Source organism: Micromonospora sp. DT231, from assembly GCF_049847025.1.
Taxonomy (GTDB): domain Bacteria; phylum Actinomycetota; class Actinomycetes; order Mycobacteriales; family Micromonosporaceae; genus Micromonospora.
The window spans coordinates 313,448-337,850 of sequence record NZ_JBNCNO010000005.1 but is presented as its reverse complement, the minus strand read 5'-3'; the positions used below and the strand labels follow the sequence as shown (position 1 = coordinate 337,850).

Sequence of the window (24,403 nt, the reverse complement as noted above, 5' to 3'; positions counted from 1 at the left end):
AGGAGTCGATGAGCGGCACGGTCAAGGCGGCACTGATCTACCCCCCGCTTACCGATCCCACCTCGGGATACCACTCCCTGAACTACCTCGACTCGTACGCCCGGGCGCAGGGACACCGGCCGGCGGAGATCATCGACGCCAACATCGAGGCGTTCCACCACTCCTACACCCCGTCGGCGTACGACTGGCTCCGGCGGGAGCTGTCCCGGGTCTCCACCAAGGACCTCAGCGGCCCGGACGCGCTGATGGCCCGGGCGAACCAGCTCGGACTGCCCGACCCCGACCCGGAGCGGCTGCGCCGGTCGATCGGGGTGTTGCAGGACCCGACCCTGTTCTACGACTACCGGCACTACCAGGACGCCGTCGAGGGCGTGATCTCCTGGATGGACGCCCTCGGCACGGTCGGGTTCCCCGGGCAGTTCCACGCGGGCTTCCGGCTCCACCCGCCACCGATGATCTCGATCGGTTCGGTGGCGGCGCTCACCGACGAGGCGCTGCTCGCCCGGCTCAACCGGCCCTTCCAGCCGTACTACGAGGACGTGCTGATTCCGCGGCTGGCCGCCGGTGGAAACCAGGTGATCGGCATCAGCGTCACCTACCAGTGGCAGCTGCCGTTCGCGCTCTGGATCGCCCGACTCGTGCGGCGGGCCTGCCCGGACGTCTTCCTCATCGCCGGTGGCACCGAGATCTCCGACGTCTGGAAGTGCGCCAGCAAACCCGAGTACGTCTTCCAGGTGCTCGCCGACTTCGACGCGATAGTGGTCGGGGAGGGGGAGAGCGCGTACACGGAGATCCTGGACGCGGTGCAGACCGGCACCCTGCCGGCCGGGCACCCGAACGTCCGGCTGCACCCGAAGTACGGCCGCCAGCGTCAGCTTCCCCTGCGCTACGAACGCCTGGCGCAGGTGCCGGTGCCCGATTTCTCCGGCCTGCCCTGGGACCTCTATCTCAGCCCGGAGCGGTTCGTCTACTACTCGCCGAGCCGAGGCTGCTACTGGAACAAGTGCACGTTCTGCGACTACGGGTTGAACACCGACGGTCCGACCAGCCCGTGGCGGCAGGACACGGTGGACACCATGGTCGCGGACGTCACCGAGCTGTCGAAGTTCGCCAAGTTCATCTACTTCTCGGTCGACGTGCTCGCGCCGGCGACCATCCTGCGCTTCGCCGAACGGGTCGTCGAGCGCGGGCTGGACTTCCGCTGGGGCGCCGAGATCCGGCTGGAGAAGTACTGGTCGGACGAGCGCTGCGAGCTGCTGCGGCGCAGCGGCTGCGTGGCCATCTCGGTCGGCTTCGAGTCCGGCAACCAGCGCGTCCTCGACCTGATCGACAAGGGCACGAAGCCGGAGCAGGCGCGACGCACCATGATGTCGATGACCAAGGCGAACATCGGTGTGCAGATGATGGGCTTCACCGGTTTCCCCACCGAGACCCGCGAGGAGGCGTTGGACAGCGTCAACTTCCTGCGGGACAACCCGGACCTGTGGACCCTCGGCGGGCTCGGCGACTTCATGCTGACGCCGGGCGCCATCGTCGCCAAGGAGCCGGACCGGTTCGGCATCACGAACGTGCGGCCGGTGGAGGGATCGGACATCGTCCGCATGCTGAAGTTCGACGAGCCGGTCACCGAGGCGGCGCAGGCCGAGGTCGCCCAGGCCAAGGCCGGCCTCAACCCCGGTCACTACCACCGGCCGTGGCTGGGCGCCACCGACACCCCGCACACGTTCTTCTACCACGACCGGTACGGCACGGCGGTGCGCGGCGTCCTCGCCAACGACCGGGTACGCCACGACACCGACGACCAGACCCAGTTCCTCGCCAACGGCACCTTCGTGGACCGCGACGACGAACAGGTGTGGGAGGCGTACCGGCGGATCCGCTCCGACGAACAGGACGGCGTACCCGGCGACCTGCCGGCGGACCGGCACCTGTTCCGCCGGATCGACGGTCAGGTGTTCGCCCTCAACCGCAGCAGCCGGCTGTTCCTGGATCTCTTCAGCGCGCCGCTCACCCTCGCCGAGGCGCAACGCCGACTCTGGATCGTCGAACCGACGGTCGCCGACCGGGTCTGGCGGACCTTCATCGGGCAGCGGTTGATCCGTCGGCACCAGCTCCCGGCCGACCGGTAGGGCCGGTGGGGGGCGGCGCGATCCGTCGCCGCCTCCCGGGGCCCCCGCGCTCAGTGGCCGGATTCGCCGGGGTAGAGGTCTTCCTCGGTGACGACAGGTGCGATGGTGTCCTCGGGACGCCCGACCCGCGCGGCCGAGCCGAACATGGCCCCGCGGGCCGGCCGCACGGGCGCGAACGCGGCGAAGCCCCGCTGCTTCGGAATGTCGTCGTAGACCGCCTCCATCCCTCCCCGCAGCAGGTAGGTCTCGTGCCAGAACCCGGTGCCGCCGCTGTCGCGCAGGAAGTTGCGCCACCAGAGCCGGTGCGGTTCGGAGCGGGCCCACGACAGGAGCGCGGGCAGGTCCCGCCAGTACTGACGGATGCCGACGTGCATGGGAAACAGCGACCACAGCAGGGATTCGCTGTGGATCAGACCGTCCGGCTCGGCGGACGTGGACCGGCCGATCTGCGGGCCGTAGCCCAGGAGTGTCCGCAGGCCGTAGAGCCGGTTGACCCGCATGCCCAGATAGACCACCACGAGGTCCGGATACGACGACAGGTCGACAGTCTGCCGATTGACGCGGGTAGGCATCGTAGGCTCTCCTCGGTTGTGAAGCTCGACGGGACCGACGCTAGGCGGCGGCACTGAACGGGCACTTGACGCCGACTGGATGCCGCGGGCGGGCTCCGCACCGTCGGTCCCGGGGCTCTCCGGGTCACGTCGGGATCCTCTGTCGACGGTGTGGTCGGGTCGCCTCGTTCGGGAGGCGCGGCGGCACCGGTGCTGGCCCGCTCCGGGCGATGGTGCCGACGTACAGGAGCAGGCCGACCGCGGTGAGGGCGAAACCGGCCCAGACGGTGGACAGGGTGCCCCAACCGGCGTCCAGCGTGACCGCGCCGCCGATCGCGCCGAGGGAGTTGGCGAGGTTGAGGGCGGCCAGGTTGAGGGCGCCCATCAGCGTCGGGGCGTCGGGCGCGAAGCTGGTCAGCCGTACCTGGATGGTGGGGATCGCGTACATCATCGTCGCGCCGACCCCGAACAGGCACGGCAGCAGAACCGCCAGGTCGCTGCCGGCCACCCCGATCAGCGCGAGGAGGACCAGAACGCCGCCGTAGCCCCAGAACAGCCCGCGGTTCTCGTGCCGGTCGGCGACCCGCCCACCGAGGTGGTTGCCGACCGCCATGCCGAGGCCGAAGACGGCGAGCGCGAGCGGGATGAGCGAGGCGTCCCGCCGCGCCGCGTCGGTGACGAACGGGCCGATGAACGTGTAGACGGCGAAGATGCTGGAGATGCCGAGCGCCGCCACGGCGACCATCAGCCAGACGTTGCGCCGACGTAGCGCTCGCAGCTCGTTGGCGATCGACGTGCCGCGTAGCTCGTCGGTGCGCGGTAGCCAGGCGACCAGGGCGGCGCCGGCGAGCAGACCGACGGCGACGACGGTCACGTACATGACGCGCCAGCCCGCGTTCTGACCGATGAGCGTGCCCAACGGGGACCCCGCGATGGTCGCGACGGTGAGCCCGCCCATCACTGTCGCGAATGCCTTGCCGCCCTTGCCCGGCCCGTACACGTAGGCCGCGACGACGGCTCCCGCCCCGAAGAAGGCGCCCTGCACGCTGCCGGCGACGAAGCGGAAGAGGACGAGGAGCGTGATGTTCGGTGCCAGGGCGGAGAGCGCGTTGCCGACCAGGAACAGCGCGATCAGGCCGATCAGCAGCGTACGTCGGTTGGCCCGGGCGGCGAGCAGGATGATCGCCGGGGAACCCAGCACCACCCCGAAGGCGTACGCGGTGATCGCGTACGTGGCGACCGGAATGGTGACGCCCAGGTCGGACGCGAAGAGCTGGATGATGCCGTTGCTGCCGAACTCGCCGGTGCCGATCGCGAAGGTGCCGAGTGCCAACGCGAGCAACGTCAGCTTCGGGTGGCTGACCGGTGCCGTCGTCGACGCGCGTCGAGTCTCCTCGGCGGCGCACTGACTCTCGTATGCGTGCGTGTGCATCGTGGCCTGTCAGCGCGCGGCGCGCTTGATGAGGTCGGCCGTGGCGGCGGGCTGCGAGATCATCGCGACGTGCGACGCGCCGACCTCGCGGACCTGCGCGCCGGCCCGCTGCGCCATGAACCGCTGTGCCGCGGCCGGCAGCACCTGGTCGTTGCGGGCGACGAGGTACCAGGACGGAATGGTCCTCCACGCCGGGGCCCCGGACGGCTCCCCGAGGGTGCGGGCATCCGCCGGCCGCTGCCCGGCCCACATCAGCTCGGCGGTGGCCTTCGGCACGTCGCCCGCGAACACCTCCCGGAAGAACTGCCGCTTGATGTAGCCGTCGACGACGCCCTCGTCGTACGGCCGGAAGTCCAGCGCTGCCTCGTCGAGCCTGCTGCCCGGGTACCTCGTCTGCAGACCCAGCAGCGTCTCGCCCTGATCGGGCGCGAACGCGGCCACGTAGACCAGGGCCTTCACGTTCGGGTTGCCGGTGGCGGCGTTCGTGGTGACGATCCCGCCGTAGGAGTGCGCGGCGAGGACGATCGGCCCGCTCAGGGTGGCGAGGATGCTGGCCAGGTACGCGGAGTCGGTGGCGACGCCGCGCAGCGGGTTCGCCGGAGCGAGGACCGGATAGCCGTCGCGGATGAGCCGGGTGGCGACGTCGTTCCAGCCGGAGGCGTCGGCGAAGGCGCCGTGCACGAGGACGACGGTGGGCCTGGGCTGGTTACCGGGCCGGGGGTGGGCCTGCGCGGCGGGCGCCCCGAGCACCGCGCCGGTGGCGGCCGCGACGGATCCGGCGAGCAACGTTCGACGGCTGGTTGTCATGAGGTGAACCCTTCGATAATCGTTCTCGGTCGTGATTCTGCGCAGCGTAGGTCCGGCCACTTGACGAGCACTGAACGAAGCAGTGGGTCAGCCGTCAACCAATTCCGTATTCGTCAAGTCCGTCGACCTAATCTGCGCTCATGACGTCGTTGCAGAGCGAAAACGCCATCAGGTGGGGTTTGCGGATCCACCTTCTCAGCTACGTGATCGGCAATCTGGCCCAGATCGTGGTGTGGTGGTTCGCCACCCCGGACCATTTCTTCTGGCCCCTGTGGTCGATTCTCGGCTGGGGTGTCGGGCTGGCATTCCACGGCTGGGCCGTGAACAGGATGTTGGCCGGATCGCACCGCTCGGGGCAGCCATACCCGGGGCGGTGAACGGGGTTGTGCGCGTCGTCGCTCCGAACAGCCCGGCGCTGACCCGGGTGGCCACGGCGGCCACCACGCCAGGGCCGGGTCAGGGCCGGGTTAGGGCCTCTGGTCGGCCCGGGTGGCGATGACCGGTCGGGCCGCCGGGTGCTCGCCCAGGAGTGCGACGAGGCCGGTGCTCCCGTCCACCCGCACCAGCGCGCCGTCGGGCAGGGCTGTCGTCGCGTCCGGGACCGCCAGGACGGCCGGGAGGCTCTGCTCGCGGGCGACGATCGCGGCGTGCGAGAGGAGGCCGCCGATCTCGGTGACGACCGCGGCGACCACGCCGAACAGTGGGGTCCAGGCCGGATCCGTGGTGCGGCAGACGAGGACGTCACCGGGCCGCACCCGGGCGAAGTCGGCGGGGCCACGCACCACGCGCGCCGGCCCGGTGGCGCGACCGGGGCTGCCGGGCGTACCGGTGCGGGCCTGACCGCCCTCGCCGCCGACCGTGGGCGCGGGAGGGAGGGCGCTGGTGACCGGGCGCGACTGGAGGATCCAGATCCGGGAGCCGGCGATCGCCCACTCGACATCCTGCGGGCCACCCAGCAGGTCGGCGGCCTGCCGGCCGAGCTGCGCGAGCCGGGTGAGCTGGTCGTCGGTGAGGCAGAAGCGCTCCCGGTCGGCCGGCGCCACCTCGCGGGTGACCGTGCGGTCGACCCGGGTCTCCTTCGTACCGAGCGACCGGTGGGTGATGTCGCCGCCGGAGAGCGTCCACGAGTCCGGGGTGACGTGGCCGCTGACCACGCTTTCCCCCAACCCCCAGGACGCCTCGATCCGGATGTCGTCACCGGTGAACATCACCCCGGCGACGTCCGCGTCCACCAGGCGCTGCACCAGCACGGCGATCGACGGCGACGGTGCGTCGCCCTGGCGACGCCGATATTCCACGGCACGCTCGGACCACAGCGACAACCAGCACCTGCGGACGGCGTCAGCCACCTGATCGGGGCCGCGCACGCCCAGGAAGGTGTCGTGCTGCCCCGCCGCGGTGGCGTGGGCGGTGTCCTCGCTCGTCGCCGACGACCGCACGGCAAGGTAGCCGCCCCCGATCCGCGGCAGCGCCTGAGCGATCTCGTCGATCAGCTCGGCCGGGAGGCCGTCGTCGGTCTCCTGGTAGGCGCTGGTCGGCACCACGAACCCGGGTGGGACCGGCATGCCCGCGCGGAGAAGCCGGGCGAGCGCGGCGGCCTTGCCGCCGGACGTCGCGGGTTCGGCGTCGGTCAGGTCGATGAGCAACAGGCTCCCCTTCACGCGTGGGGAGCCTACCTGGCCCCGGATGAGGGGGCTGACCTGCGCCGAGTGCGCCACGTTGACGTCCGATGCGGGAATCTGGATGCTGACTGCCATGACGCATGCCTCAGCACCGGACCTGTCGGTTCTGCACGCCGTGCGGGTCGCCGGGGTGGCCGACGACGCGGCCGTCTCCGACCGCACCGGCGTCGACCTGGAGACGGCCGCCGAGCTGCTGTTGGACTTCGAGGCGTACGGGTGGGTGACACACGTCGAGTTCGGTGGCACCGGCGGGTGGACGCTCACCGAGCGCGGCCGCGCGCAGGACTCCCGGAAGCTGGGCGAGGAGCTGGACCAGACGGGCGCACGGACCACCGTCGAGCAGGCCCACAAGGAGTTCGAGACCCTCAACGGACGACTGGTCCGGGCCTGCACCGACTGGCAGTTGCGGCCGGTCGAGGGTGACCGGTTGACGTCCAACGACCACACCGACCCGCAGTGGGACGGCCGGGTGCTGGACGAGCTCACCGCGATCGGGGTGGAGCTGATCCGGCTGATCGGCACGCTCGTCAGCGTGCTGAGGCGGTTCGACGGTTACGCCGACCGGTTCGACGCGGCGCTCACCCGGGCTCGCGCGGGGGACGGGCGGTGGGTGACCGGGGTGGGGGTCGCGTCGTGCCACGCCGTGTGGATGGAGCTGCACGAGGATCTCCTGTCGACACTCGGGATCGCCCGGGACGCCGCACCGGAAAGCCGATAGGTTCCCGCCGTGGCTGTCCGATACCTCTACCTGGCCCGACACGGCGCGGCGGACGCCTTCGGCGAGCTCACCGACGTGGGATACCAGCAGGCCGACCTGCTCGGTCGACGGCTCGCCCGCCTGCCGATCGACGCGGTGTGGCACTCGATGCTGCCGCGTGCCGCCGCGAGCGCCCGCGCGATCGCGACGCACCTGCCCGACGTGCCGGTCGCCGAGGCGGCCGAACTCGTCGACCACGTGCCGTACGTGCCGAACGCGGACGAGATGCCCCGCTCCTGGGCCGGCTTCTTCGACGGCTACGACGAGGCCGAGGCGGCAGCCGGTGCACGTATCGCCGAGGCTCTGGTGACCCGGTTCACCACGCCCCCGGAGCGCGCCGAGCCGGACTCACACGAGGTGCTTGTCACGCACGCGTACCCGATCGCGTGGCTGGTGCGGCACGCGCTGGCGGCCCCGCCCACCCGGTGGCTCGGCCTGGACAGCGCGAACACCGGCCTCACCGTGCTCGAATACCGGGCCGGCCTGTCGCCCACCCTGGTGATGTTCAACGACCAGAGCCACCTCTCGGGCGACCTGCGCTGGACCGGATTCCGCACGGCCGCCCGCCCCTGAGGCGCCGGCCCGGTCAGGTGGTCTTGATGTCGGCCGCGCCGAAGGAGACCGAGAATCGCTTGCACCAGATGGAGACACTCCGGAAGTCACGGGGGTCCACCGAGGCCGGTAGGTCGTACACCTGGTTGCCCCTGTTGCCCTTGAGCCGGGCCAGCTCGACCCAATCGCCGTCGTCGAACACGTGCCAGCCGGCAGTGCCCCGGATGACCGGTTGGTCGGTCAGCCACACCCGCAGATCCGGCCCGTTCGACGTCTTCAGGTCGCGCAGGACGAGCTGGTGGCGTCCGTTGGCGAGCCGGTGGATCTCGGCACTGCCGGTCGTCTGGTGCTCGTGGGTGACGAACGTCCCGGCGGCCAGGATCTCGTTAGCCGCCGGTGTGGCCTTCGACGCGGGGGCCGGGGTCGCGGGGGCCAGGGTCGTGAGGGCCGGGGTCGCGGGGGCCGGGGTCGCGGGGGCCGGGGTCGCGGAGGTCGGCGCGGGGACGGCCGAGGTCGTCCCCGCGCCCGGGAGCGCCTCGTCGACGTAGGTGTCGGTGAACAGCTTCCACGGCTGAAACCAGGAGAGGGCCAGGGCCGTCACGACGACGGCGGAGACGAGGGCGGCCCAGGCCACCGGCGACCGGAAGATCGATTTTCCCACCCCCGCAGCGTACGGCGGCGGTGGTGGCCGGACCGGTCGCCAACCCTTGCGGAACCCTTACGAATCGGCAGCCGTCGACACCCCCGCCCCGGCTGTCAGGGGAGCGTGATGCCGGTGTCCGTGCCGAACAGGGCCTGTGCGCAGGGGCAGCCCGCCTGGTCCGCCGGCAACGCCTGGACCGCGTCGCCGAGCAGGACGCGCAGGCGTTCGACGTTTCGCGCGAAGACCGTGAACACCTCCTGCTGGGTGACACCGTGACCGACCTCGACGCCCGAATCGAGATCGGTGACCAGCGACAGCGCGGTGTAACACAGGGCCAGTTCGCGGGCCAGCACCGCTTCGGGGTGACCGGTCATGCCGACGACCGACCAGCCCTGCCGGCCGTACCACACCGATTCGGCACGCGTGGAGAAGCGGGGCCCCTCGATGACGACCACGGTGCCGCCGTTGACAGGCCGCCAGTCGGCGTCGCGGGCGGCGTCGAGGACCGTGGCGCGACCGACCGGACAGTACGGGTCGGCGAACGGCACGTGGACGACTCCGGGGAGTTGTCCGTCCGGGCGGAGCCGCCCGTCGTAGTAGGTCTGCTCGCGGCCGGAGGTCCGGTCGACAAGCTGGTCCGGCACGACGAGGGTCCCGGGGCCCAGCTCCGGTCGCAGGCCGCCCACGGCCCCCGGCGCGAGCACCTGGCGGACGCCGACCGCCCGCAGCGCCCACAGGTTCGCCCGGTAGTTGATGCGGTGCGGGGGGAGTGTGTGCCGGCGTCCGTGGCGGGGCAGGAACACCACGGGTCGCCCGGCGACGCTCCCGACGGACAGCGCGTCGCTCGGCGGTCCGTACGGTGTGTCGACGGCGACCTCGCGGACGTCGTCGAGGAACTCGTAGAAACCGGACCCGCCGATCACGCCGATCGGTGGGCGGGCCGTACCTTCTGACATGTGTACGTCTCCTCGGAAGCGGGTGGGGTCGACTCAGGAACGGTTCGTGCCGCGCCGGCCGACGAGGGTGGCGACGACAAGCACGATCACGACGACGGCCCAGACGACGGCCAGACCGGCCGCGAGCCCCAGCGGGTAGTCGCGGTCCGGTAGGCCGGGGTTCGGCGGCGCCGAGAGCGGTCGCCACAGCAGTGGCACCGCGAGCAGCAGCAGCGTGGCGCTGGCCAGCAGGCCCGCGCCGATCCAGGCCAGGCGGAACCGGTCCGTCACCAGTCGGCCCAGCCCCAGCCCGACCAGTCCGACAAGCGGTGCGACAAGGACGTCGTGCAGCACCGGACCGCCGAGAAGCCACGGCAGAGCGGTGCCGAACTGGGGAAGGAGCAGCCAACCGCCGTACGCCGCCGCGGCGACGCCGAGCACGAGCAGGAGCAGTCGGACGGCCCTCACCGCACCACCTCCAACCGGGCCACCCACTTGGTCTGCAGGACGCCCGGCCGGCTCGGCGCGATGAGGCGGCAGGGATACCCGTGGTCCGGCGACAGCTCCTCGCCGTTGATCCGCAGTGCCAGCAGGGTCAGCGGGTCGCGGGCGTGGGCCGCGGGGAGGGTGCTCGCCGCGTACAGGCCGTCGGTCTCCAGCGAGGTGACGTGAACCGGTCGGCCGGTGGGCGCGCCGGCGTGGCGCAACAGGTCGACGACGGGCACGCCGGTCCAGTGGGCGGAGGCGCTCCAACCCTCGACGCAGGCGATCGGCAGCTCCGCCGTGCGTTGCGGCAGGGCCGCCAGGTCGGCAAGCGTCAGGGTGTACCGGCCGCCCGGCCAGACGATCTCCAGCCGCCAGTCGGGTGCAACGGTGACGTGCGCGGCGGCGGCCGTCCGGTTGATCGGCACGCCCTGCGGCCCGGACGCGGACCGCCACGCCAGCGGGGACACCCGCCGCAACCACGGCACGGTGACCCCGGCGGTGGCCAGCACGGCGACGCCGGCGACTCCGACCGAGGTACGCAGGAACGCGCGCCGTCCGGCCGCGTCCCGATCGTCGCGCCCGACGGCGCTGCGTCGCAGTGACGTGCCCAGCGCCGCCCGGGCGACCGGGAGCTGCACCGCCACGTGCAGCAGCAACGCGCCCACCACCAGCCAGGCGACCGCGTAGTGGGCCGTCGGGAAGAAGAACCCCCACGGGTACGACTGTGCGACGTTGAACAGGCCGGTGACAAGTTCGAAGAACGCGGCGCAGACCAGGACCAGGACGGAGATCCGTTCGAGGGCGTGGGCGGACAACCGGATCGGCTGGCGCAGGGGCGGGCGGACGAACAGCCGGGGGTAGACGCTCCACAGTTTGGCCAGCAGCAACGGGATCGCCGCGACACCGGAGAGCACGTGGACGCCCTGGGTGATCCGGTAGAGGCTGACCGGTCGGGTCGGCCAGGTGAACCAACCCGGCGGGTGCTGGATGTAGTGGCTCAGCAGCCCGGTGCCGAAACACAGCCCGAACGCCACCGCGAGCCAGAGGCCGAGCCGGGCGGCGACAAGCGGCGAGTGCGACGGGGCGGTGAAGTCCTCGGGGACGGGCACGCGGGGCCTGCGGATCACGGGCGCACCAACTCGGTGAACCAGCGTCTGCCGAACCGGAGACGGTTCGCGACCCGTAGGCCGGCAGCGGCGGCGGCACCGGCCATCACGTCCGCGCCGACCCGCGCCCACGGAAACGCCGGCCCCTGGCGTCCCCCGTCGCCGGACGCCCCGGACAGCACGTACGCCTGCCCCTGCCACAGCCCGGCGCCCGGGGGTTCCACCTCGACCAGGAGCGTCCCGTCGGCCGCGAGCAGGGTGGCGCAGCGGCGCAGCAGCCGGACCGGGTCACCGCCGATGCCGATGTTGCCGTCGACGAGCAGGGCGTGGGCCCACCTCCCCTCGCCGGGAAGGGGGTCGAAGACGTCGCGTCGCAGGGCGACCACACCCCGGCCCTGGGTCAGCCGTACCGCCTCGGCAGAGATGTCCACCCCCAGTGCGACGAGACCGCGCTGGGCGAGTGCCCTGGTCAGCCGGCCGGGGCCGCAGCCGAGATCGATCGTCGGCCCGTCGCAGCGGGCGGCGATGGCTTCGATCGCCGGTTCGGGTGGGCCGTGCCAACGCCGTACCGGCAACAGGTCGCGTCGCCCGTCGGTGTGCACCAGCCAGTGCTCGGGTGGGGCCGGGGGCAACGGGGCGACAGTCGTGGCGCGGGAGCCCTGGTCGGCGGGCCACCCGTCGAGCCCGCCCAGCACCACGGCGAAACCGTCGAGGCTGATCGTCGAACTCACCTGGGACGTCCGCTCACCAGGTGACCGTCCACCGACTCGACGGCCGCCGCGAACCGGGTGCCGGGCAGGTCGGCGGCGACCGCCAGCGCGCCGGGCCAGTCGTCGACATCGCGCTGCGCCGGCAGGATCGCCGGGCGCACGCCGTGCTCCCGGAGCGCGGCGAGGGTGCGGCGACCGGTGTCGTCGGTCGACATCGGTACGTCGCGCAACGCGCTCGCGGACGCCGGATCGCGTAACCCGAGAGCCCACCAGCCGCCGTCGAGCGCCGGCCCGAACACGGCCCCGTGCTCGGCGAGCAGGTCCAGGGCGGTGGTGAGCAGGGCCGGCCGGACCTGCGGGGTGTCCATGCCGATCTGGAGCACCGGTCGGCCGGGGAAGGCCGCGGCGGTGTCGGCGTGCGCGTTCGCGAGACGGTCGGCGAACGTCGCGCCGCGCTGCGCGACGAGGTGCCAGCCCCCCAGCGCGGCGGCCAGCTCGTCGGCGTACGCGGCATCGGCGAACCGACCGGTGTGGGCCAGCACGGGAATTGTCGCGGCGGTGGCGCGTACCGCCGCGAGGGTGTCCAACAGCGCCGCCGCCGCGATGTGGGCCGCCTGGGCGGGACTCGCCGGAGGGCAGAGGCGCGTCTTGGCCAGCCCGGCGACCGGTGCCTTCGCGACCAGGAGCAGCACGTTCACCGGCCACCGCCGACGCCGCCGCGCAACACACCGGCGAAGTCCCGGGTCGCCCGCACCGTGCCCCGGACCGACCCGGAGACCTTCGACCTGGTGCCGGCGGCCCGCGGCGCGTACGCGACGTCCAGCTCGACGATCCGCCAACCCGCCTCGGCCGCCCGGAGCAGCAACTCCAGGGGGTAACCGAACGCGCGGTCCTCGACGCCGAGTCCGAGGAGCGCCGCGTGCCGGGCCACCCGGATCGGGCTGATGTCGTACACCGGCACACCGCGACGCCGCAGCAGCGCGGCCACCAGCGCGTTTCCCGTCCGGGCGTGCCACGGCCAGGCGTCCGCCGAGACCGGCCGACGCCGCCCGACGGCGAGATCCGCCCGACCGTCGAGCACCGCCGCGACGAGCCTGGGCAACTCGGCCGGATCGAACGAGCCGTCCGCGTCGAGGACGCAGACCAGCTCCGCGTCCGCCGCCAGCAGGCCGGCGTGCACGGCCGCGCCGTACCCGCGTCTCGGCTCGTGGACGACCCGGGCCCCGTACTCGGCCGCGACGGCCGGTGACCCGTCGGTGGAGCCGTTGTCGACCACGATGGCCCGGTAGCCGGGCGGTAGCCCGCTCAGTACGACAGGCAGTGCGGCCGCCTCGTCCAGACACGGCAGCACCACGTCGATCGTTGTGTGCATACCGGCGACGCTAGGCCCGCCACGGGCCGTCAGGACCGCTGTTCGTCCTTACGAATCGCTTACGCGGCAAGGGATCTTACGAGTCCCTGACGTCCCGCCGTCGCGCTGTCGGATCCCTGGTCGGAGGTCGTAACGTCGGCCGTCACCATGACCACGATGACCCGGCCGGGACGACCCCGGTCCGCCGACCTGATCGTCCTCGGCGTCGAGGTGGCCCTGCTCGCCATCGCCGTCGCCGTGGGCGCACTGCTCAACCATCGGGGCGTACGGCTGCACGCGGACGCCGCCCCGCTCTACGCCACCTGGCAGCCCCATCTGGGCCCCGGCACTCCCGCCGCGCTCCTCGTCGCGGCGCTGTTCGTCTGGCGGGGCACGCGCTGGGCGACCACCGCGCGGTGGCCACTGCTGCTCGTCGTCGGCTTCCTCACCGCGGTGTTCTGGACGCTGTCACTGGCCCTGGTGGACGGCTGGTCCGCCGGGTTGACCGAGCGGCTCACCGTGCAGGCCGAGTACCTGCACGAGGTACCCGGGGTGACGGATGTCGGCGCCATGGTGGCCGGCTTCGCCGATCGGATCATCGACTTCCAGCCCGACTCGTGGTCCACCCACGCCGCCGGCCATCCACCGGGAGCGCTGCTGTTCTTCGTCGTCCTGGAGCGGATCGGTCTGGGCGGCGGGGCGGCCGCCGGGCTCGCGTGTGTGGTGCTCGGCGCCACGGTCGCCGTGTCGGTGCCGGTGACGGTGCGGGCGCTCGGGACCGAGGACGCCGCTCGGGCGGTGTGGCCGTTCCTGGTTCTCCTCCCGGGGGCGGTCTGGGTGGGCGCGTCCGCGGACGGGATCTTCGCCGCGGTGGTCGCCGCCGGGCTGGCGCTGTTGGTGGTGGGTGGCCGCCCCGGGGCCGTACTCGGTGGGCTGCTGCTCGGCTTCGCGCTCTACCTGTCGTACGGGTTCGTCCTGGTCGGGATTCTCGCGTTGACCGTGGTGCTGCTGCGGGCGCGGGACCGACTCGGCGTGCTCCTGGTCGCGGCGACGGCGGTCGTGGTCGTCGTCGCCGGGTTCAGCCTCGCCGGCTTCTGGTGGCTGGACGGCTACCACCTGGTGGCGCGTCGTTACTACCAGGGCTGGGCGGCGGAACGCCCGTACGGCTACTGGATCTGGGCGAACCTCGCCGCCCTGCTCCTCTCGGCCGGGCCGGTGCTCGGGCCGGCGCTGCGTCGGGCGGTGGCCGCCGTGCCGGTCCGCGCACCGCACCCGACGGCCCTGCGACAGCGGATGGTCAGCGCCGGACCCACCGTGTGGCTGCCCGTCGCGGCGGCGGTGGCCGTGCTCGCGGCGGACCTGTCCGGGCTCAGCAAGGCCGAGGTGGAGCGGATCTGGCTACCGTTCACCGTCTGGCTGCTGGTCGCCACCGCGCACCTGCCCGCCCGACACCGACGGTGGTGGCTGGCCGCCCAGGCCGTCACGGCTCTCGCCGTCAACCACCTACTGTGGACGGTGTCCTGACCGAGGCCGGCTCCCGCATCACCGCGGTGGTGAAGTCGGCGATGCCAGCGCCGAACCCGACCCGGGCGGTGAAACCCAGCAGCCGGGTGGCGCGGGCCGGATCGGCCACGACGTGCCGGACGTCGGCCACCCGCCCGCCGCCGACCGTGACCGGCGCCGGCCCGCCCATCGCCGAAGCCAGCTCGTGGGCCAACTCGCCGACGGTGTGTGGTTCACCCGAGCAGACGTTCACCGGGACCAGGGGCTCAGGTGCCGGTGTCGTCAGGGCCAGCAGGTTGGCCGTCGCGATGTCGTTCACGTGCACGAAGTCGCGCCGCTGCCGGCCGTCCTCCAGGACCCGGGGCGCCTGCCCGGCGGCCAGGGCCGACCGGAAGATCGACGCCACCCCGGCGTACGGGGTGTCGCGAGGCATCCGCGGCCCGTAGACATTGTGGTACCGCAGCGCCCAGACCGACCCGCCGGTCTGCCGGGCCCACGCGCCGGCGAGGTGTTCCTGGGCCAGCTTGGTGGCGGCGTACGTGCTCTGCGGTTCCAGCGGCGCGTCCTCGGGCACGAGATCAGGGGAGAGCGTCAGGTCGCAGCGGGGGCAGGTCGGCTCGTACCGGCCCTCGGCCAGGTCGGCGGCGCGACGGCCGGCCGGCCGGACGATTCCGTGGACCGGGCAGTGGTAGCGGCCCTCGCCGTAGACCACCATCGAACTGGCCAGCACGAGGCGGCGTACGCCGGTGGCGTGCATCGCGGCGAGGAGGGTGGCCGTGCCGAGGTCATTGTGCGCGGCGTACCGGGGGGCGTCGGCCGGGTCGACGCCGTGGCCGACCATGGCCGCCTGGTGGCAGACCGCGTCGACACCGGCGAGCAGTCGGGTCAGCAGCTCGCCGTCGCGCACGTCGCCGACCACGAGATCGTGCCGCTGCGCCCAGGGCGGTGGCGTCGCGCCGTGCGCCTCCGGCAGGAGCGCGTCGACGGCCACCACCTCGTGCCCGTCCTCGCCGAGCAGGTCGGCGACGTGGGAGCCGATGAACCCGGCAGCACCGGTGACAAGTATCCGCATTCCGGTCACCGTAGGACCCCGCGTACGCCCACACCGGCCGTCCCGCGCTGCCGTAAGAACCTCGTTAGGTTTCGCCGGTGCGGTCGGCGCCCGGCACCTGGCTACGCTGGGCGGATGGACAGGCCGGGGGACACGTCGACCGGCCGGAACGGGGGACGTTCGTGACACAGCGGGTGCTGGTGGTCGACGACGACCAGACCGTCAGTGACGTCATCTGTCGCTACCTCGAACACGACGGCTTCCAGGTCAGCCACGCCGGCGACGGAGCGGAGGCACTGGCGGCGGTGGCTCGCCAGGCACCACACCTGGTCGTGCTCGACCTGATGCTGCCCCGGATCAACGGCCTGCAGGTGTGCCGGGAGCTGCGGGCCCGGCCGGACGGCATCCCGATCATCATGCTGACCGCGCGGGGTGACGAGTCCGACCGCATCCTGGGGCTGCAACTCGGCGCGGACGACTACCTGACCAAGCCGTTCTCCCCCCGGGAGCTGGTGCTCCGGGTCCGCTCGGTGCTCCGTCGCGCCGCCGGCGGGCCGCCACCCGAGCGGCCGGAGGCGCTCACCGACGGCAGCCTGGTGGTGCACACCACCTCCCGAACCGCCCGCCTCGCCGGTGCCGACCTGGCGCTGACGCTGCGTGAATTCGACCTGCTCGTCCACCTCATGCGGCATCCGTCCCGGGTGTTCAGCCGGGCCGAACTCCTCGAACAGGTCTGGGGCTGGAACTTCGGGGACCACTCGACGGTGACCGTGCACGTCCGCCGACTGCGCGAGAAGATCGAGACCACCCCGGCCGATCCGCAGCGGATCGTGACCGTCTGGGGCGTCGGCTACCGGTACGAGCCAGCCGATGCGTGACCTGCTGCTGATCTTCGCGATCGCCCTCGGCGCGGCACTGGGCATCGGGCTCGCCGGCGCGCTGCTGCTGCGCGCCCTGCGGCGCAGCTCGATCACCGTGCACGTCAGCGTGCTGCTCGCCACCACCGTGGTCGCCGTCGCCGTCGGGGTCCTGGCGGTCGCGGAGGCGATGTTCCTCTCCGCCCACGACCTCGAGGTGGTGCTGATCACCGTCTCCGCGGCGGCGGTGGTCAGCCTCGCCGTCGGCGGGCACTTCGGCCGTCGACTGGCCCGCGCGGCGGTCTGGCGCGACCAGGCCCGGGAGCGGGAACGGCAACTGGAGAAGGGCCGACGCGACCTGGTCGCCTGGGTCTCCCACGACCTGCGTACCCCGCTCGCCGGGCTGCGGGCCATGGCGGAGGCGCTGGAGGACCGGGTGGTCCGCGATCCGTACACCGTCGACGAGTACCACCGCCGGATCCGCCTGGAGACCGACCGGATGACCCGACTCGTCGACGACCTGTTCGAGCTGTCCCGGATCAACGCGGGAGCGCTGCGGCTGTCGTTGACCGCGGTGCCGCTCGGCGAGGTGGTGTCGGACGCGCTGGCCAGCACCATCCCACTTGCCGACGCACGCCGGATCAAGCTGATCGCCAGCGAGTCGGGATGGCCGACGGTGGCCGCGAGCGAACCGGAGCTGGCCCGGGTCGTCGCCAACCTGCTGCTCAACGCCGTCCGCTACACCCCGGAGGACGGCACCGTACGCATCGAGGCCGGCCGCGAGGACGACCACGCCTGGCTGTCGGTCGCCGACACCTGCGGCGGCATCCCCCCGGCCGACCTGCCCCGGCTGTTCGACATCGCGTTCCGGGGCGAACCGGCCCGCACCCCCCGCCCCGGCGACGGTGGGGCGTCCGGAGGGCTCGGCCTGGCCATCGTCCACGGCCTGGTGGAGGCGCACGGCGGCCGGGTCGAGGTGCGCAACACCCCGGAGGGCTGCCAGTTCATGGTCCGACTGGCCACCGCCTGAGGAATCGAACGTTCGGGGTGGTGGGAGAGGCGGGTTAACCCTACCGGAGGCTCACCGACCAGCCGGATCGTTAGGGACCGAGGATCCTCGTAGCGTCGTGGTCATCAATGCGACGACGAGATGAGCACACCATGGCCAAGTTGCGCCAACGGCAGCGCGGGCATCGCCGTCCGGTCACCCGGGCCGCGGCGGCGGACGAATTCGCGCCGACGCGCCATCTGCCCGCCGAACGCGGCTTGGTCCGCCGCCGGCTGCTGGAGTTTTGGGCTGTGTGTCTGTTGCTGACCTGGATCCCGTTTGCACTGCTGGGAGTGCTGGGTGTCAGCCCCGACGAGGGACTCGGATTGCTGGTGTTCGCGCTCGCGGCGAGTGGCCCGTCCCTGGCGGCGCTGATCCTGTGGTTGCGGCGCCGCGGGGAAAGGCGTCCGGGCCCCCGCACGCGATGGTCGCTTGGCACGTCAGTGGTGGCGGTACTGCTGGGCGGGGTCGCCCCGGTGGGTGCGGCGGTCCTGATGAACCTGAACGACCTGTCGGCGATCCCGCACCACGCGGGTTCGGTAGTCGCCGGTGTGGGCGGACCGCTCATCGCGCTGGCCTACACGCTGCTCGCAGGGCCAGTGGCGGAGGAGTTCGGCTGGCGGGGGTACGTACAGCCACGCCTGAGGCAGTCCTACAGCCGGATGGCGACCACCCTGGTGCTGGGAGCCGGGTGGGGCCTGTGGCACGTGCCGCTGTTCTTCCTGCCTGGCACCGGGCAGCACGACGAAGGCTTGTTCACCCAGCAGGGGGCGGTGTTCTTCCTGGCGCTCCTTCCATTCACCTACCTCATGCTCTTCGTCACCGAACGCCTGCGCGGTGGTGTCCCAGCGGCGATCCTGATGCACGCGGCCTGGAACCTCGCCGACGAGACGATGCCACACCTGGGCAACGGCGGCCCGTGGCTGAAGCTTGTTCTCCTGTCGGCTACGGCGGCAGTGGTGGGCCTGCTGTGGCTCCGTGCGACTCCGGTGGGCCAATACCGCCCCGACTCCTGATCCGGGTGCGCTGCAGACCTCGTCCGGCGTTGTCGTGGTCGAGGCGGGCGAGCGCGTCCTGCTTACGCTGCGTCAGATCGCGCGGCGGTTCGGGTTCCATGTCGGAATCCTCCACGCGTTCTCGGCGGTCGCACAACTGACGGAGAGGCGCGGCTCAGCCGACCCGCTGGGCCAGTACCCGCCCCGGCCAGGACCCAGCCATGAAGGTTTCGGCGGGAGTGAACCCGTGGCGTTCGTAGTACGCCACCAACTCGCCACCGCCGCCCGCCCAGCAGTCGACGCGTAGCAACCGCACGCCGGCCCGTCGGGTTTCCTGCACGGCGTGGGCCAGCAGGGCCGAGCCGAGATTCCGGCCGGCGAATCGTCGGTCGGTGACCAGGAGGCGGACGTAGCGCTCGGGTTCGTCCGCAGGCGCGATCGGTGCCCGCGGATCGGGCCCGGAGTCCAACACCAGGGCTGCGGCCGGCGTCCCGTCCACCTCCGCGATGTACGGGAGGTTCTCGGTCAGGTACCGGTCGACCAGTTCGGCCCCTCCGGGCTTCGCGGAGAACGGGGTGGTGCCCCACTGCTCGGTGTTCCCGCGATCATTCATCCAGGCCACCGCGGCGTCGAGCATGTCCAGCATCGCGGGGGCGTCGGGCGGGCCACCGCCTCTGATTCGTACGCCGCGGGTGGTGTCGTCCATGGCGGAATGATAATTCGTGCCTGGTCGAGCACGGCCGGTCGTCATCCGCCCCGACCCCCGCCCGCACGGGTCGACCCAGGTCTGTCCATGCTTCGTCACCGGATGTTCGGCCTCGCGTCGACTTGAATCGATAGGGTTCGTTGGCCGCCACCGACGGCGGTTCGTGCGGAAGGACGTCGATGCGCAGGACAACGGACTGGCAGGCCCGCGCCCTGGGCGCTCTCGCGGGCGCCGTCGCGCTGGTGGCGGCCCTGCTGCCGGCAGCCCCGGCGACTGCCGCGAGCACGGGCTTCAAGGCGGCGACGCTGAACATCTACTACGGGCTGAGCCAGGCCGACTTCGTGCACGACCTGAACCTGATCGCGTCCAGGGCGGACCTCGTCGGTCTCAACGAGGTCGGCGCCCGCAAGGCGTTCCTGGAGAGCTGGGCCGCGGACAACGGCTGGTGGTTGTACGCCCCGGGCGGGACCAACCAGGCCGGCGAAGCGTTGATCGCCAGGAAGAGCGTGTTCGACGTACTCGACAAGGGGTCGATTTTCGTCTGTGACACAAACGGTCCGGGCGAGGTGCCGCCCGCGCGGTACAACAACTGGGTCAAGTACCGGCACAGGACCAGTGGTCGCAACGTGACCCACATCAACGCCCACGCGGTGGCGAGCATCGAAAACGCCGGCCGGCCCGAGGACCTGCCGCGCACCCGGTGCGCCGAGGCGCAGTTCCAGGGTCTCAAGGACCTGGCGGTGGACAAGCAGGACGAGGGTCAGGTCATCGTGAGCGGCGACCTCAACGTCGACTTCAGCGCCGACCGGAGCTACGGGTACGCGAGGTTCCCGTGGCAGGTCTTCGAGGCCAACGAGCTACCGAATCTGCGCTCCAACTACAACCTCTACGGCGAGAAGGGCACCGGCACACACGGCAACCGGCACATCGACTACGTCTACTTCTGGAAGCGGCTGCCCGCACACCAGCTGATGTGGATGACCGATTACGACGTCGTCGGTGGCACCAGGTCCGACCACAACGGTGTCGTCGCGACGTTCTCCATCCAGAACTGACGCGCCCGCCTTCGGCCGGCCACGAGTTTCTGGAGAGGTTTGTGCCGCCGGGGGCAGACGCCACACCTGTGTCACGGCAGTCCGACTGGCCACCGCCTGACGCAGTTCGCTACTCGTACTGCTGCCCACACCGGGCCAGGTCCGCCAGATCGTCCCAGCCGAGGAAATCGATGGCCTGATCGCCTGGCTCCCGTTCGTTCACCAACTCCGCGTGTTTGCCAGGAAGCGGCTTCCGTATGCCGTCGTCCTCGCTCCAGCCGCCCAGCGCTCCGGCCGCCCCGCATTCGAGGTACGTATTCGGATCGACGTTGTACCAGGTGGTGGTGCCGATCAGCGAAAGCGCTTATCTGGACCCGGTTGCCGCTGTCATCCTGCCGCCACAGCTCCCACACCGCCACGGCAGCACCGTAGCCGTCCGCTCGCAGCATTGACGACCGGGGGAGCCGAGCAGGCCGTGCTCCCGGCCTGACCCAGAATCACGGACGCTCCAGGTGGCCCAATTCGTGCCATCCGGACCATCGCCAACCGAGGACGTCAGGCCAGTTCGTCGCGAGACCGGCGGAGAGCGCGCCGCCGAACGCCACGGTCCCTTCGTGGGACGCGTAGGCGATCCAGTCGTGCCGCTCGTCGCTCCAGAGAGCTTCGGCCCCGGCGTACCTCGGTGCGAAGATCCCGACGTCCAGCAGGTAGTCGGCGCCGTACTCACTCACCTCGACCACGCGGCGGCGGCCCAGTTCCCGCAGCACCCGGCGGACCTGGTCAACGCCGTCGTCCTCCCACATCGACTCCCCGGTCAGCACCAGCACGTCGTCCGGAACCGAACCGCCCAGCAAGGGGTGCCACCAGCCGTTTCGCACACCCCATCGGTGCTGCAGCGACGTGCGCCAGGCTGATGACTCCTCAGGCGTCAGCACGCGTCGGTACGGAAGCGGGTCGATGTCGAGGTCGGGCTGCGCCACCCACCGCCGCACGTTTGCGGCGAACAGCCGACGCTCGTCCGCGATGGCGCCAGCCTCCACCTCGTCCTGCCTGGGCGTGGTGAACGGAGAGTTCGCGGCCTCGGCGGCGGCGAGGAGCGCGTGAGTCAGCACGTCGATGCCGGAGAGGTGGTCCGGATCGAGGCGCTCGACCTCCACCAGGATCGCTGCCACCACGTTGTAGCGGGGAAAGATCTGCTTCGCCTCGGTGGTGTAGTGGTACCCGTCGGCTTGGCGGCCATTGTTGGGCAGTTGGCGGTACCCACGCCGCAGATCCTCGTATCGTGCCTTGAGGTAGCGCCGCGACGCCCAGTGCACGGTGTTGGATTCCACGCGAGCATCCTTGCTCTGCTGGGTGGTTGTCGTTGCTGGGGGATGCGAGTGCTGGGCAAGTCTCGCCGCCACTGCTCGGTGGATCGGGTGAGTCGCTGGTCGCGCAGGTCGGTACGCGTCAGGCCAGTGTGTACTCCAGGACGTAGGAGTGGCCGCCGTCGTCGGACTGGATGATCTCGAATTCTCCCGCGATCCCGGCGAGGTCACCGGAGCCCGTTCCCGGGACGACGCGGATGGCGAGTCGCTCACCGTGGCTGCCGGGTGCGCTGTGTTGCAGGACGAACGAGCCTTTGCGGCCGTCAAGTTCGCCCGTGAATCGCTCCACGGCGACGTAGGCAGCGGGGCTGCCCTCGTTGTCGGTCACCGACAGCATGGTCACCGTACCGGTGCCGGCCAGGCCGCCCTGGAAGGTCTTGGTGACCCGCGCCCGGCCAAGTGCGGCCCCCGGGCCTTCGTCGAGCACCTCCGGCTCGAATGATGTGACCTCGAACGTTCCGCCAGCCTTCGAGCTCATCTCGCACCTTCTCATCTTGGTGGCACTTATCGCGCAGCAGCCTTGCAGACGGCACTGACATTTCCGCGCGGTGACTCTCCGAAGCCCTGCACCCCGAGGGTGACCACGCTCGGCGGGTTGGCCAGCGTCCAGATGAGAGCGGTACATAGGATGCGCTGATGAACCCGCCTGGTGATCTCGTAGGGCGGCAGTCGGAGGCCGAGCTGCTGACCCACAACTCGCTCAACGGGGCGACCGGCGGCATCTGGCGGGTGAACCGCGATGGCCGGAATACGATCTTGAAGATCGCGGCCCCGCCTGGCCGGAGCGGGGTGCCCGCGCACTGGGCGGCGAGCACCGACCAGGGCCACTGGAACTACTGGCAGCGAGAAGCCCTGGCCTACCGCGATGGGCTGGCGGAGACTGCCTATTCGGCGGCGGGCATCCGCGCTCCGGCCCTGCTGGAGTGGACGGACCGGCCCGACGGGTCGGTCGCGCTGTGGCTGGAGCACGTCGACGGCGTGCCCGGCACCGCGGCAACGCCCGCGACGCTTGGCGACTTCGCCGAGCGGCTCGGCGCTGGGCACGCGTCTTGGCTGGGCCGGCGCCCCACCGAGCCATGGTTGTCCCGCGACTGGCTGCGCGACTACACCACGACCCGCCCCGTCACCGAACCGATCCCCTGGGACCATCCCACCGCGGCCTCCGCCTGGCCGGACGACCTCCGGACCAGCCTACGAGAGCTGTGGCTACGCCGGTACGACGTGCTGCGTGCCACGGATGAGCTGCCCCGCACCCTCTGCCACCACGACGTCTGGCCGACGAACCTGATCGTCGACGACTCGGGGCCGGTGCTGCTGGACTGGAGCTTCGTCGGCCCAGGTCCACTCGGCGAGGACGCCGCCAACCTCATCCTCGACACGTTCTTCGACGGACTGGTCGACCTGGCCCTGATCGACGAGGTCGTCGAACTGGTCACCACCGGCTACCTTCGCGGCCTCGCTGGCGCGGTGGACGCCGCTACCGTCCGCCGCGCCATCCAACTCACCGGCGCCGCGAAGTACTTCTGGTTGGCCCCCTTCATGCTCAACCACCTCACCACCACGCCCACGGATACCCGCCAGACCTACGATCTCCGTAACACGGTCACCATGTTCACCGGTCGCCGCCGCCCGCTGGAGTTGGTCGCCGCCTGGTTTGAGAAGACCCGCTGACCCCAGCTGGTTACCGCTCTGAACGCTGGCCAGGTTCAGCCGGAGCGGACACCGGATGCCGGATCTGACTGCCCTCTCAATGGAACACCTTGGATATCGGCCGGCAAGGCTGGCAACAGATCAAGAAGCGAAAACTCACCGCGCTCCGGGGATCGCGCCGATCTTGCGGTTTCTGTGGTCGAAACGGGGGCAGATGACCCTTATGACGGGACAGAAAGTGCAAGATCGCGGGCGCGGGCGCGGGCGCGGGCGCGGGCGCGGGCGCGGGGACGGGGACGGGGACGGGCGGTGCCGGTGACGAACGGTCATTCCGTCTAACGGTCGTGGCGTTGGGTCTAGCCTTCCGGCCGGCTGTCGTGGCGCCGCCACACCCGGAACGTCTGATCGAGTCGCCACGTGCCGTCGGGCTGTCGTGCCTCGTTGCACCAGCGGAACTCGTCGGCCTCGATGTCCGAGAAGGTCCAGCGGAGGTCGCCGCCGTCCAGCACGATCTGCTCGCCGACGCGAGAGGCCAGGAAGGTGTGTGCCCGACGCCGTCCGGGTCCCACCCACGTCGAGCGCCAGACTCCCGCACCGGCTGCGGGGTCGGGGAATCGCACGCTGACGCCGTGTTCGACGCCGGGCAGGATCCAGACATCTGTGGTGGCCCGGCCGCCCAACGCGTACCCGAAGTGCCACTCGCCTCGTCGAACGGTCGAGGACCCGTCGGGGTCGTACTCGGTGCAGTCCAGTGCCCAGGAGCCCGTGAACTGTCCGAACAGGCTGAGGTCGACGCCGTCGGCCGGCTCGTCGGCGAGGAAGGCGGCGCCGACGGCACCGGATGACGTGAGCACCATGCCAGAACGATAGCGCCGGCAAGGGCGGCGCGATCAAGGTAAGCGAGATTGGTCGATCCTTGACACCCGTTGATGCGATCGCTAACACTGGTCCGCAACGCGAACTTAACGAGCAGAACACATTGTGCCTGTACGGCGTGGCGCACCAGAGTTGTCCCGTGCGGCAGGTTGCCCGTCGAGCAAAACCATGAAGA

26 protein-coding genes are annotated in these 24,403 nt (G+C 71.4%); 10 read left to right on the top strand and 16 right to left on the bottom strand.

The features are described 5' to 3' along the window. Nucleotides 1-8: 8 nt before the first annotated feature. A complete protein-coding gene (locus ACPXBU_RS15855) occupies nucleotides 9-2,129 on the top strand; it encodes a B12-binding domain-containing radical SAM protein (protein WP_425758598.1) in 2,121 nt (706 codons plus the stop codon). Between the two features lie 50 nt (nucleotides 2,130-2,179). Here the strand turns inward: ACPXBU_RS15855 and ACPXBU_RS15850 are convergent, their stop codons facing one another. The 3 genes from ACPXBU_RS15850 to ACPXBU_RS15840 form a co-directional block, all read right to left on the bottom strand. Beyond that, complete coding sequence (locus ACPXBU_RS15850; protein WP_425758597.1) at nucleotides 2,180-2,701, bottom strand: monooxygenase family protein; 522 nt, start codon at nucleotides 2,699-2,701, stop codon at nucleotides 2,180-2,182. A gap of 124 nt (nucleotides 2,702-2,825) precedes the next feature. Continuing rightward, nucleotides 2,826-4,112, bottom strand: coding sequence for an MFS transporter (locus ACPXBU_RS15845; protein ID WP_425758596.1), 1,287 nt, complete (start codon nucleotides 4,110-4,112; stop codon nucleotides 2,826-2,828). Nucleotides 4,113-4,121: 9 nt separating this feature from the next. Next, nucleotides 4,122-4,919 carry an alpha/beta fold hydrolase gene (locus tag ACPXBU_RS15840; protein ID WP_425758595.1) on the bottom strand — a complete coding sequence of 266 codons (798 nt, stop codon included), beginning with the start codon at nucleotides 4,917-4,919 and terminating at the stop codon, nucleotides 4,122-4,124. 140 nt (nucleotides 4,920-5,059) lie between these two features. Here ACPXBU_RS15840 and ACPXBU_RS15835 point away from each other — a divergent pair, with 140 nt between their 5' ends. After that, nucleotides 5,060-5,296 carry a 2TM domain-containing protein gene (locus ACPXBU_RS15835; RefSeq protein WP_425758594.1) on the top strand — a complete coding sequence of 79 codons (237 nt, stop codon included), beginning with the start codon at nucleotides 5,060-5,062 and terminating at the stop codon, nucleotides 5,294-5,296. A gap of 90 nt (nucleotides 5,297-5,386) precedes the next feature. Here ACPXBU_RS15835 and ACPXBU_RS15830 read toward each other — a convergent pair whose 3' ends face one another. Continuing rightward, nucleotides 5,387-6,580 carry a PEP/pyruvate-binding domain-containing protein gene (locus tag ACPXBU_RS15830; protein WP_425758593.1) on the bottom strand — a complete coding sequence of 398 codons (1,194 nt, stop codon included), beginning with the start codon at nucleotides 6,578-6,580 and terminating at the stop codon, nucleotides 5,387-5,389. Between the two features lie 94 nt (nucleotides 6,581-6,674). On the opposite strand from ACPXBU_RS15830, the gene ACPXBU_RS15825 reads away from it, so the two are divergent. Next, nucleotides 6,675-7,319, top strand: a complete 645-nt coding sequence (locus ACPXBU_RS15825; RefSeq protein ID WP_425758592.1) for a transcriptional regulator — start codon at nucleotides 6,675-6,677, stop codon at nucleotides 7,317-7,319. A 9-nt stretch (nucleotides 7,320-7,328) separates the two neighbouring features. Next, nucleotides 7,329-7,931: a histidine phosphatase family protein gene (locus tag ACPXBU_RS15820; RefSeq protein ID WP_425758591.1), complete on the top strand. Its 603-nt coding sequence runs from the start codon at nucleotides 7,329-7,331 to the stop codon at nucleotides 7,929-7,931. Between the two features lie 13 nt (nucleotides 7,932-7,944). On the opposite strand, the gene ACPXBU_RS15815 is transcribed toward ACPXBU_RS15820, so the two are convergent. From ACPXBU_RS15815 to ACPXBU_RS15785, 7 genes are all read right to left on the bottom strand, one after another. Next, complete coding sequence (locus tag ACPXBU_RS15815) at nucleotides 7,945-8,571, bottom strand: DM13 domain-containing protein (RefSeq protein WP_425758590.1); 627 nt, start codon at nucleotides 8,569-8,571, stop codon at nucleotides 7,945-7,947. A 95-nt stretch (nucleotides 8,572-8,666) separates the two neighbouring features. Next, complete coding sequence (locus ACPXBU_RS15810) at nucleotides 8,667-9,509, bottom strand: S-methyl-5'-thioadenosine phosphorylase (protein WP_425758589.1); 843 nt, start codon at nucleotides 9,507-9,509, stop codon at nucleotides 8,667-8,669. A 33-nt stretch (nucleotides 9,510-9,542) separates the two neighbouring features. Continuing rightward, nucleotides 9,543-9,956: a hypothetical protein gene (locus tag ACPXBU_RS15805; RefSeq protein ID WP_425758588.1), complete on the bottom strand. Its 414-nt coding sequence runs from the start codon at nucleotides 9,954-9,956 to the stop codon at nucleotides 9,543-9,545. Continuing rightward, complete coding sequence (locus tag ACPXBU_RS15800; RefSeq protein ID WP_425758587.1) at nucleotides 9,953-11,101, bottom strand: molybdopterin-dependent oxidoreductase; 1,149 nt, start codon at nucleotides 11,099-11,101, stop codon at nucleotides 9,953-9,955. The genes ACPXBU_RS15805 and ACPXBU_RS15800 overlap by 4 nt, the downstream gene beginning before the upstream one ends. Beyond that, a complete protein-coding gene (locus tag ACPXBU_RS15795) occupies nucleotides 11,098-11,811 on the bottom strand; it encodes a methyltransferase domain-containing protein (protein ID WP_425758586.1) in 714 nt (237 codons plus the stop codon). Before ACPXBU_RS15795 ends, ACPXBU_RS15800 begins: the two co-directional genes overlap by 4 nt. Further along, nucleotides 11,808-12,488: a TIGR04282 family arsenosugar biosynthesis glycosyltransferase gene (locus tag ACPXBU_RS15790; RefSeq protein ID WP_425758585.1), complete on the bottom strand. Its 681-nt coding sequence runs from the start codon at nucleotides 12,486-12,488 to the stop codon at nucleotides 11,808-11,810. Before ACPXBU_RS15790 ends, ACPXBU_RS15795 begins: the two co-directional genes overlap by 4 nt. Then, the gene (locus ACPXBU_RS15785) at nucleotides 12,485-13,162 is read right to left on the bottom strand and encodes a glycosyltransferase family 2 protein (RefSeq protein WP_425758584.1); all 678 of its coding nucleotides are present in this window, start codon (nucleotides 13,160-13,162) and stop codon (nucleotides 12,485-12,487) included. Before ACPXBU_RS15785 ends, ACPXBU_RS15790 begins: the two co-directional genes overlap by 4 nt. Before the next feature lie 147 nt (nucleotides 13,163-13,309). Between ACPXBU_RS15785 and ACPXBU_RS15780 the strand changes: the two genes are divergently transcribed. After that, a complete protein-coding gene (locus ACPXBU_RS15780) occupies nucleotides 13,310-14,665 on the top strand; it encodes a hypothetical protein (protein ID WP_425758583.1) in 1,356 nt (451 codons plus the stop codon). On the opposite strand, the gene ACPXBU_RS15775 is transcribed toward ACPXBU_RS15780, so the two are convergent. Next, nucleotides 14,637-15,716, bottom strand: a complete 1,080-nt coding sequence (locus tag ACPXBU_RS15775; RefSeq protein WP_425758582.1) for an NAD-dependent epimerase/dehydratase family protein — start codon at nucleotides 15,714-15,716, stop codon at nucleotides 14,637-14,639. The genes ACPXBU_RS15780 and ACPXBU_RS15775 overlap by 29 nt on opposite strands. Nucleotides 15,717-15,877: 161 nt before the next feature. Between ACPXBU_RS15775 and ACPXBU_RS15770 the strand changes: the two genes are divergently transcribed. The 3 genes from ACPXBU_RS15770 (at nucleotide 15,878) to ACPXBU_RS15760 (ending at nucleotide 18,616) form a co-directional block, all read left to right on the top strand. Then, on the top strand, nucleotides 15,878-16,573 hold the full coding sequence (locus tag ACPXBU_RS15770; RefSeq protein WP_393364423.1) for a response regulator transcription factor: 696 nt from the start codon (nucleotides 15,878-15,880) through the stop codon (nucleotides 16,571-16,573). After that, the gene (locus ACPXBU_RS15765) at nucleotides 16,566-17,582 is read left to right on the top strand and encodes a sensor histidine kinase (RefSeq protein ID WP_393361643.1); all 1,017 of its coding nucleotides are present in this window, start codon (nucleotides 16,566-16,568) and stop codon (nucleotides 17,580-17,582) included. The genes ACPXBU_RS15770 and ACPXBU_RS15765 overlap by 8 nt, the downstream gene beginning before the upstream one ends. A 131-nt stretch (nucleotides 17,583-17,713) precedes the next feature. Next, a complete protein-coding gene (locus tag ACPXBU_RS15760) occupies nucleotides 17,714-18,616 on the top strand; it encodes a CPBP family glutamic-type intramembrane protease (RefSeq protein WP_425758581.1) in 903 nt (300 codons plus the stop codon). 154 nt (nucleotides 18,617-18,770) lie between these two features. Here ACPXBU_RS15760 and ACPXBU_RS15755 read toward each other — a convergent pair whose 3' ends face one another. Beyond that, a complete protein-coding gene (locus ACPXBU_RS15755) occupies nucleotides 18,771-19,301 on the bottom strand; it encodes a GNAT family N-acetyltransferase (protein ID WP_425758580.1) in 531 nt (176 codons plus the stop codon). A 179-nt stretch (nucleotides 19,302-19,480) separates the two neighbouring features. Here ACPXBU_RS15755 and ACPXBU_RS15750 point away from each other — a divergent pair, with 179 nt between their 5' ends. Further along, nucleotides 19,481-20,356 (top strand): endonuclease/exonuclease/phosphatase family protein, encoded by an 876-nt coding sequence (locus tag ACPXBU_RS15750; protein WP_425758579.1) that lies wholly within the window; start codon nucleotides 19,481-19,483, stop codon nucleotides 20,354-20,356. Nucleotides 20,357-20,832: 476 nt separating this feature from the next. Here ACPXBU_RS15750 and ACPXBU_RS15745 read toward each other — a convergent pair whose 3' ends face one another. Together ACPXBU_RS15745 and ACPXBU_RS15740 are read right to left on the bottom strand one after the other, a co-directional pair. Then, the gene (locus tag ACPXBU_RS15745; protein ID WP_425758578.1) at nucleotides 20,833-21,666 is read right to left on the bottom strand and encodes a hypothetical protein; all 834 of its coding nucleotides are present in this window, start codon (nucleotides 21,664-21,666) and stop codon (nucleotides 20,833-20,835) included. A 118-nt stretch (nucleotides 21,667-21,784) separates the two neighbouring features. Further along, nucleotides 21,785-22,180, bottom strand: coding sequence for a DUF3224 domain-containing protein (locus tag ACPXBU_RS15740; RefSeq protein WP_425758577.1), 396 nt, complete (start codon nucleotides 22,178-22,180; stop codon nucleotides 21,785-21,787). Between the two features lie 158 nt (nucleotides 22,181-22,338). On the opposite strand from ACPXBU_RS15740, the gene ACPXBU_RS15735 reads away from it, so the two are divergent. Then, a complete protein-coding gene (locus ACPXBU_RS15735; RefSeq protein ID WP_425758576.1) occupies nucleotides 22,339-23,373 on the top strand; it encodes a phosphotransferase in 1,035 nt (344 codons plus the stop codon). A 335-nt stretch (nucleotides 23,374-23,708) separates the two neighbouring features. Here the strand turns inward: ACPXBU_RS15735 and ACPXBU_RS15730 are convergent, their stop codons facing one another. Continuing rightward, nucleotides 23,709-24,209, bottom strand: coding sequence for a hypothetical protein (locus tag ACPXBU_RS15730; protein WP_425758575.1), 501 nt, complete (start codon nucleotides 24,207-24,209; stop codon nucleotides 23,709-23,711). Between the last annotated feature and the right edge of the window lie 194 nt (nucleotides 24,210-24,403).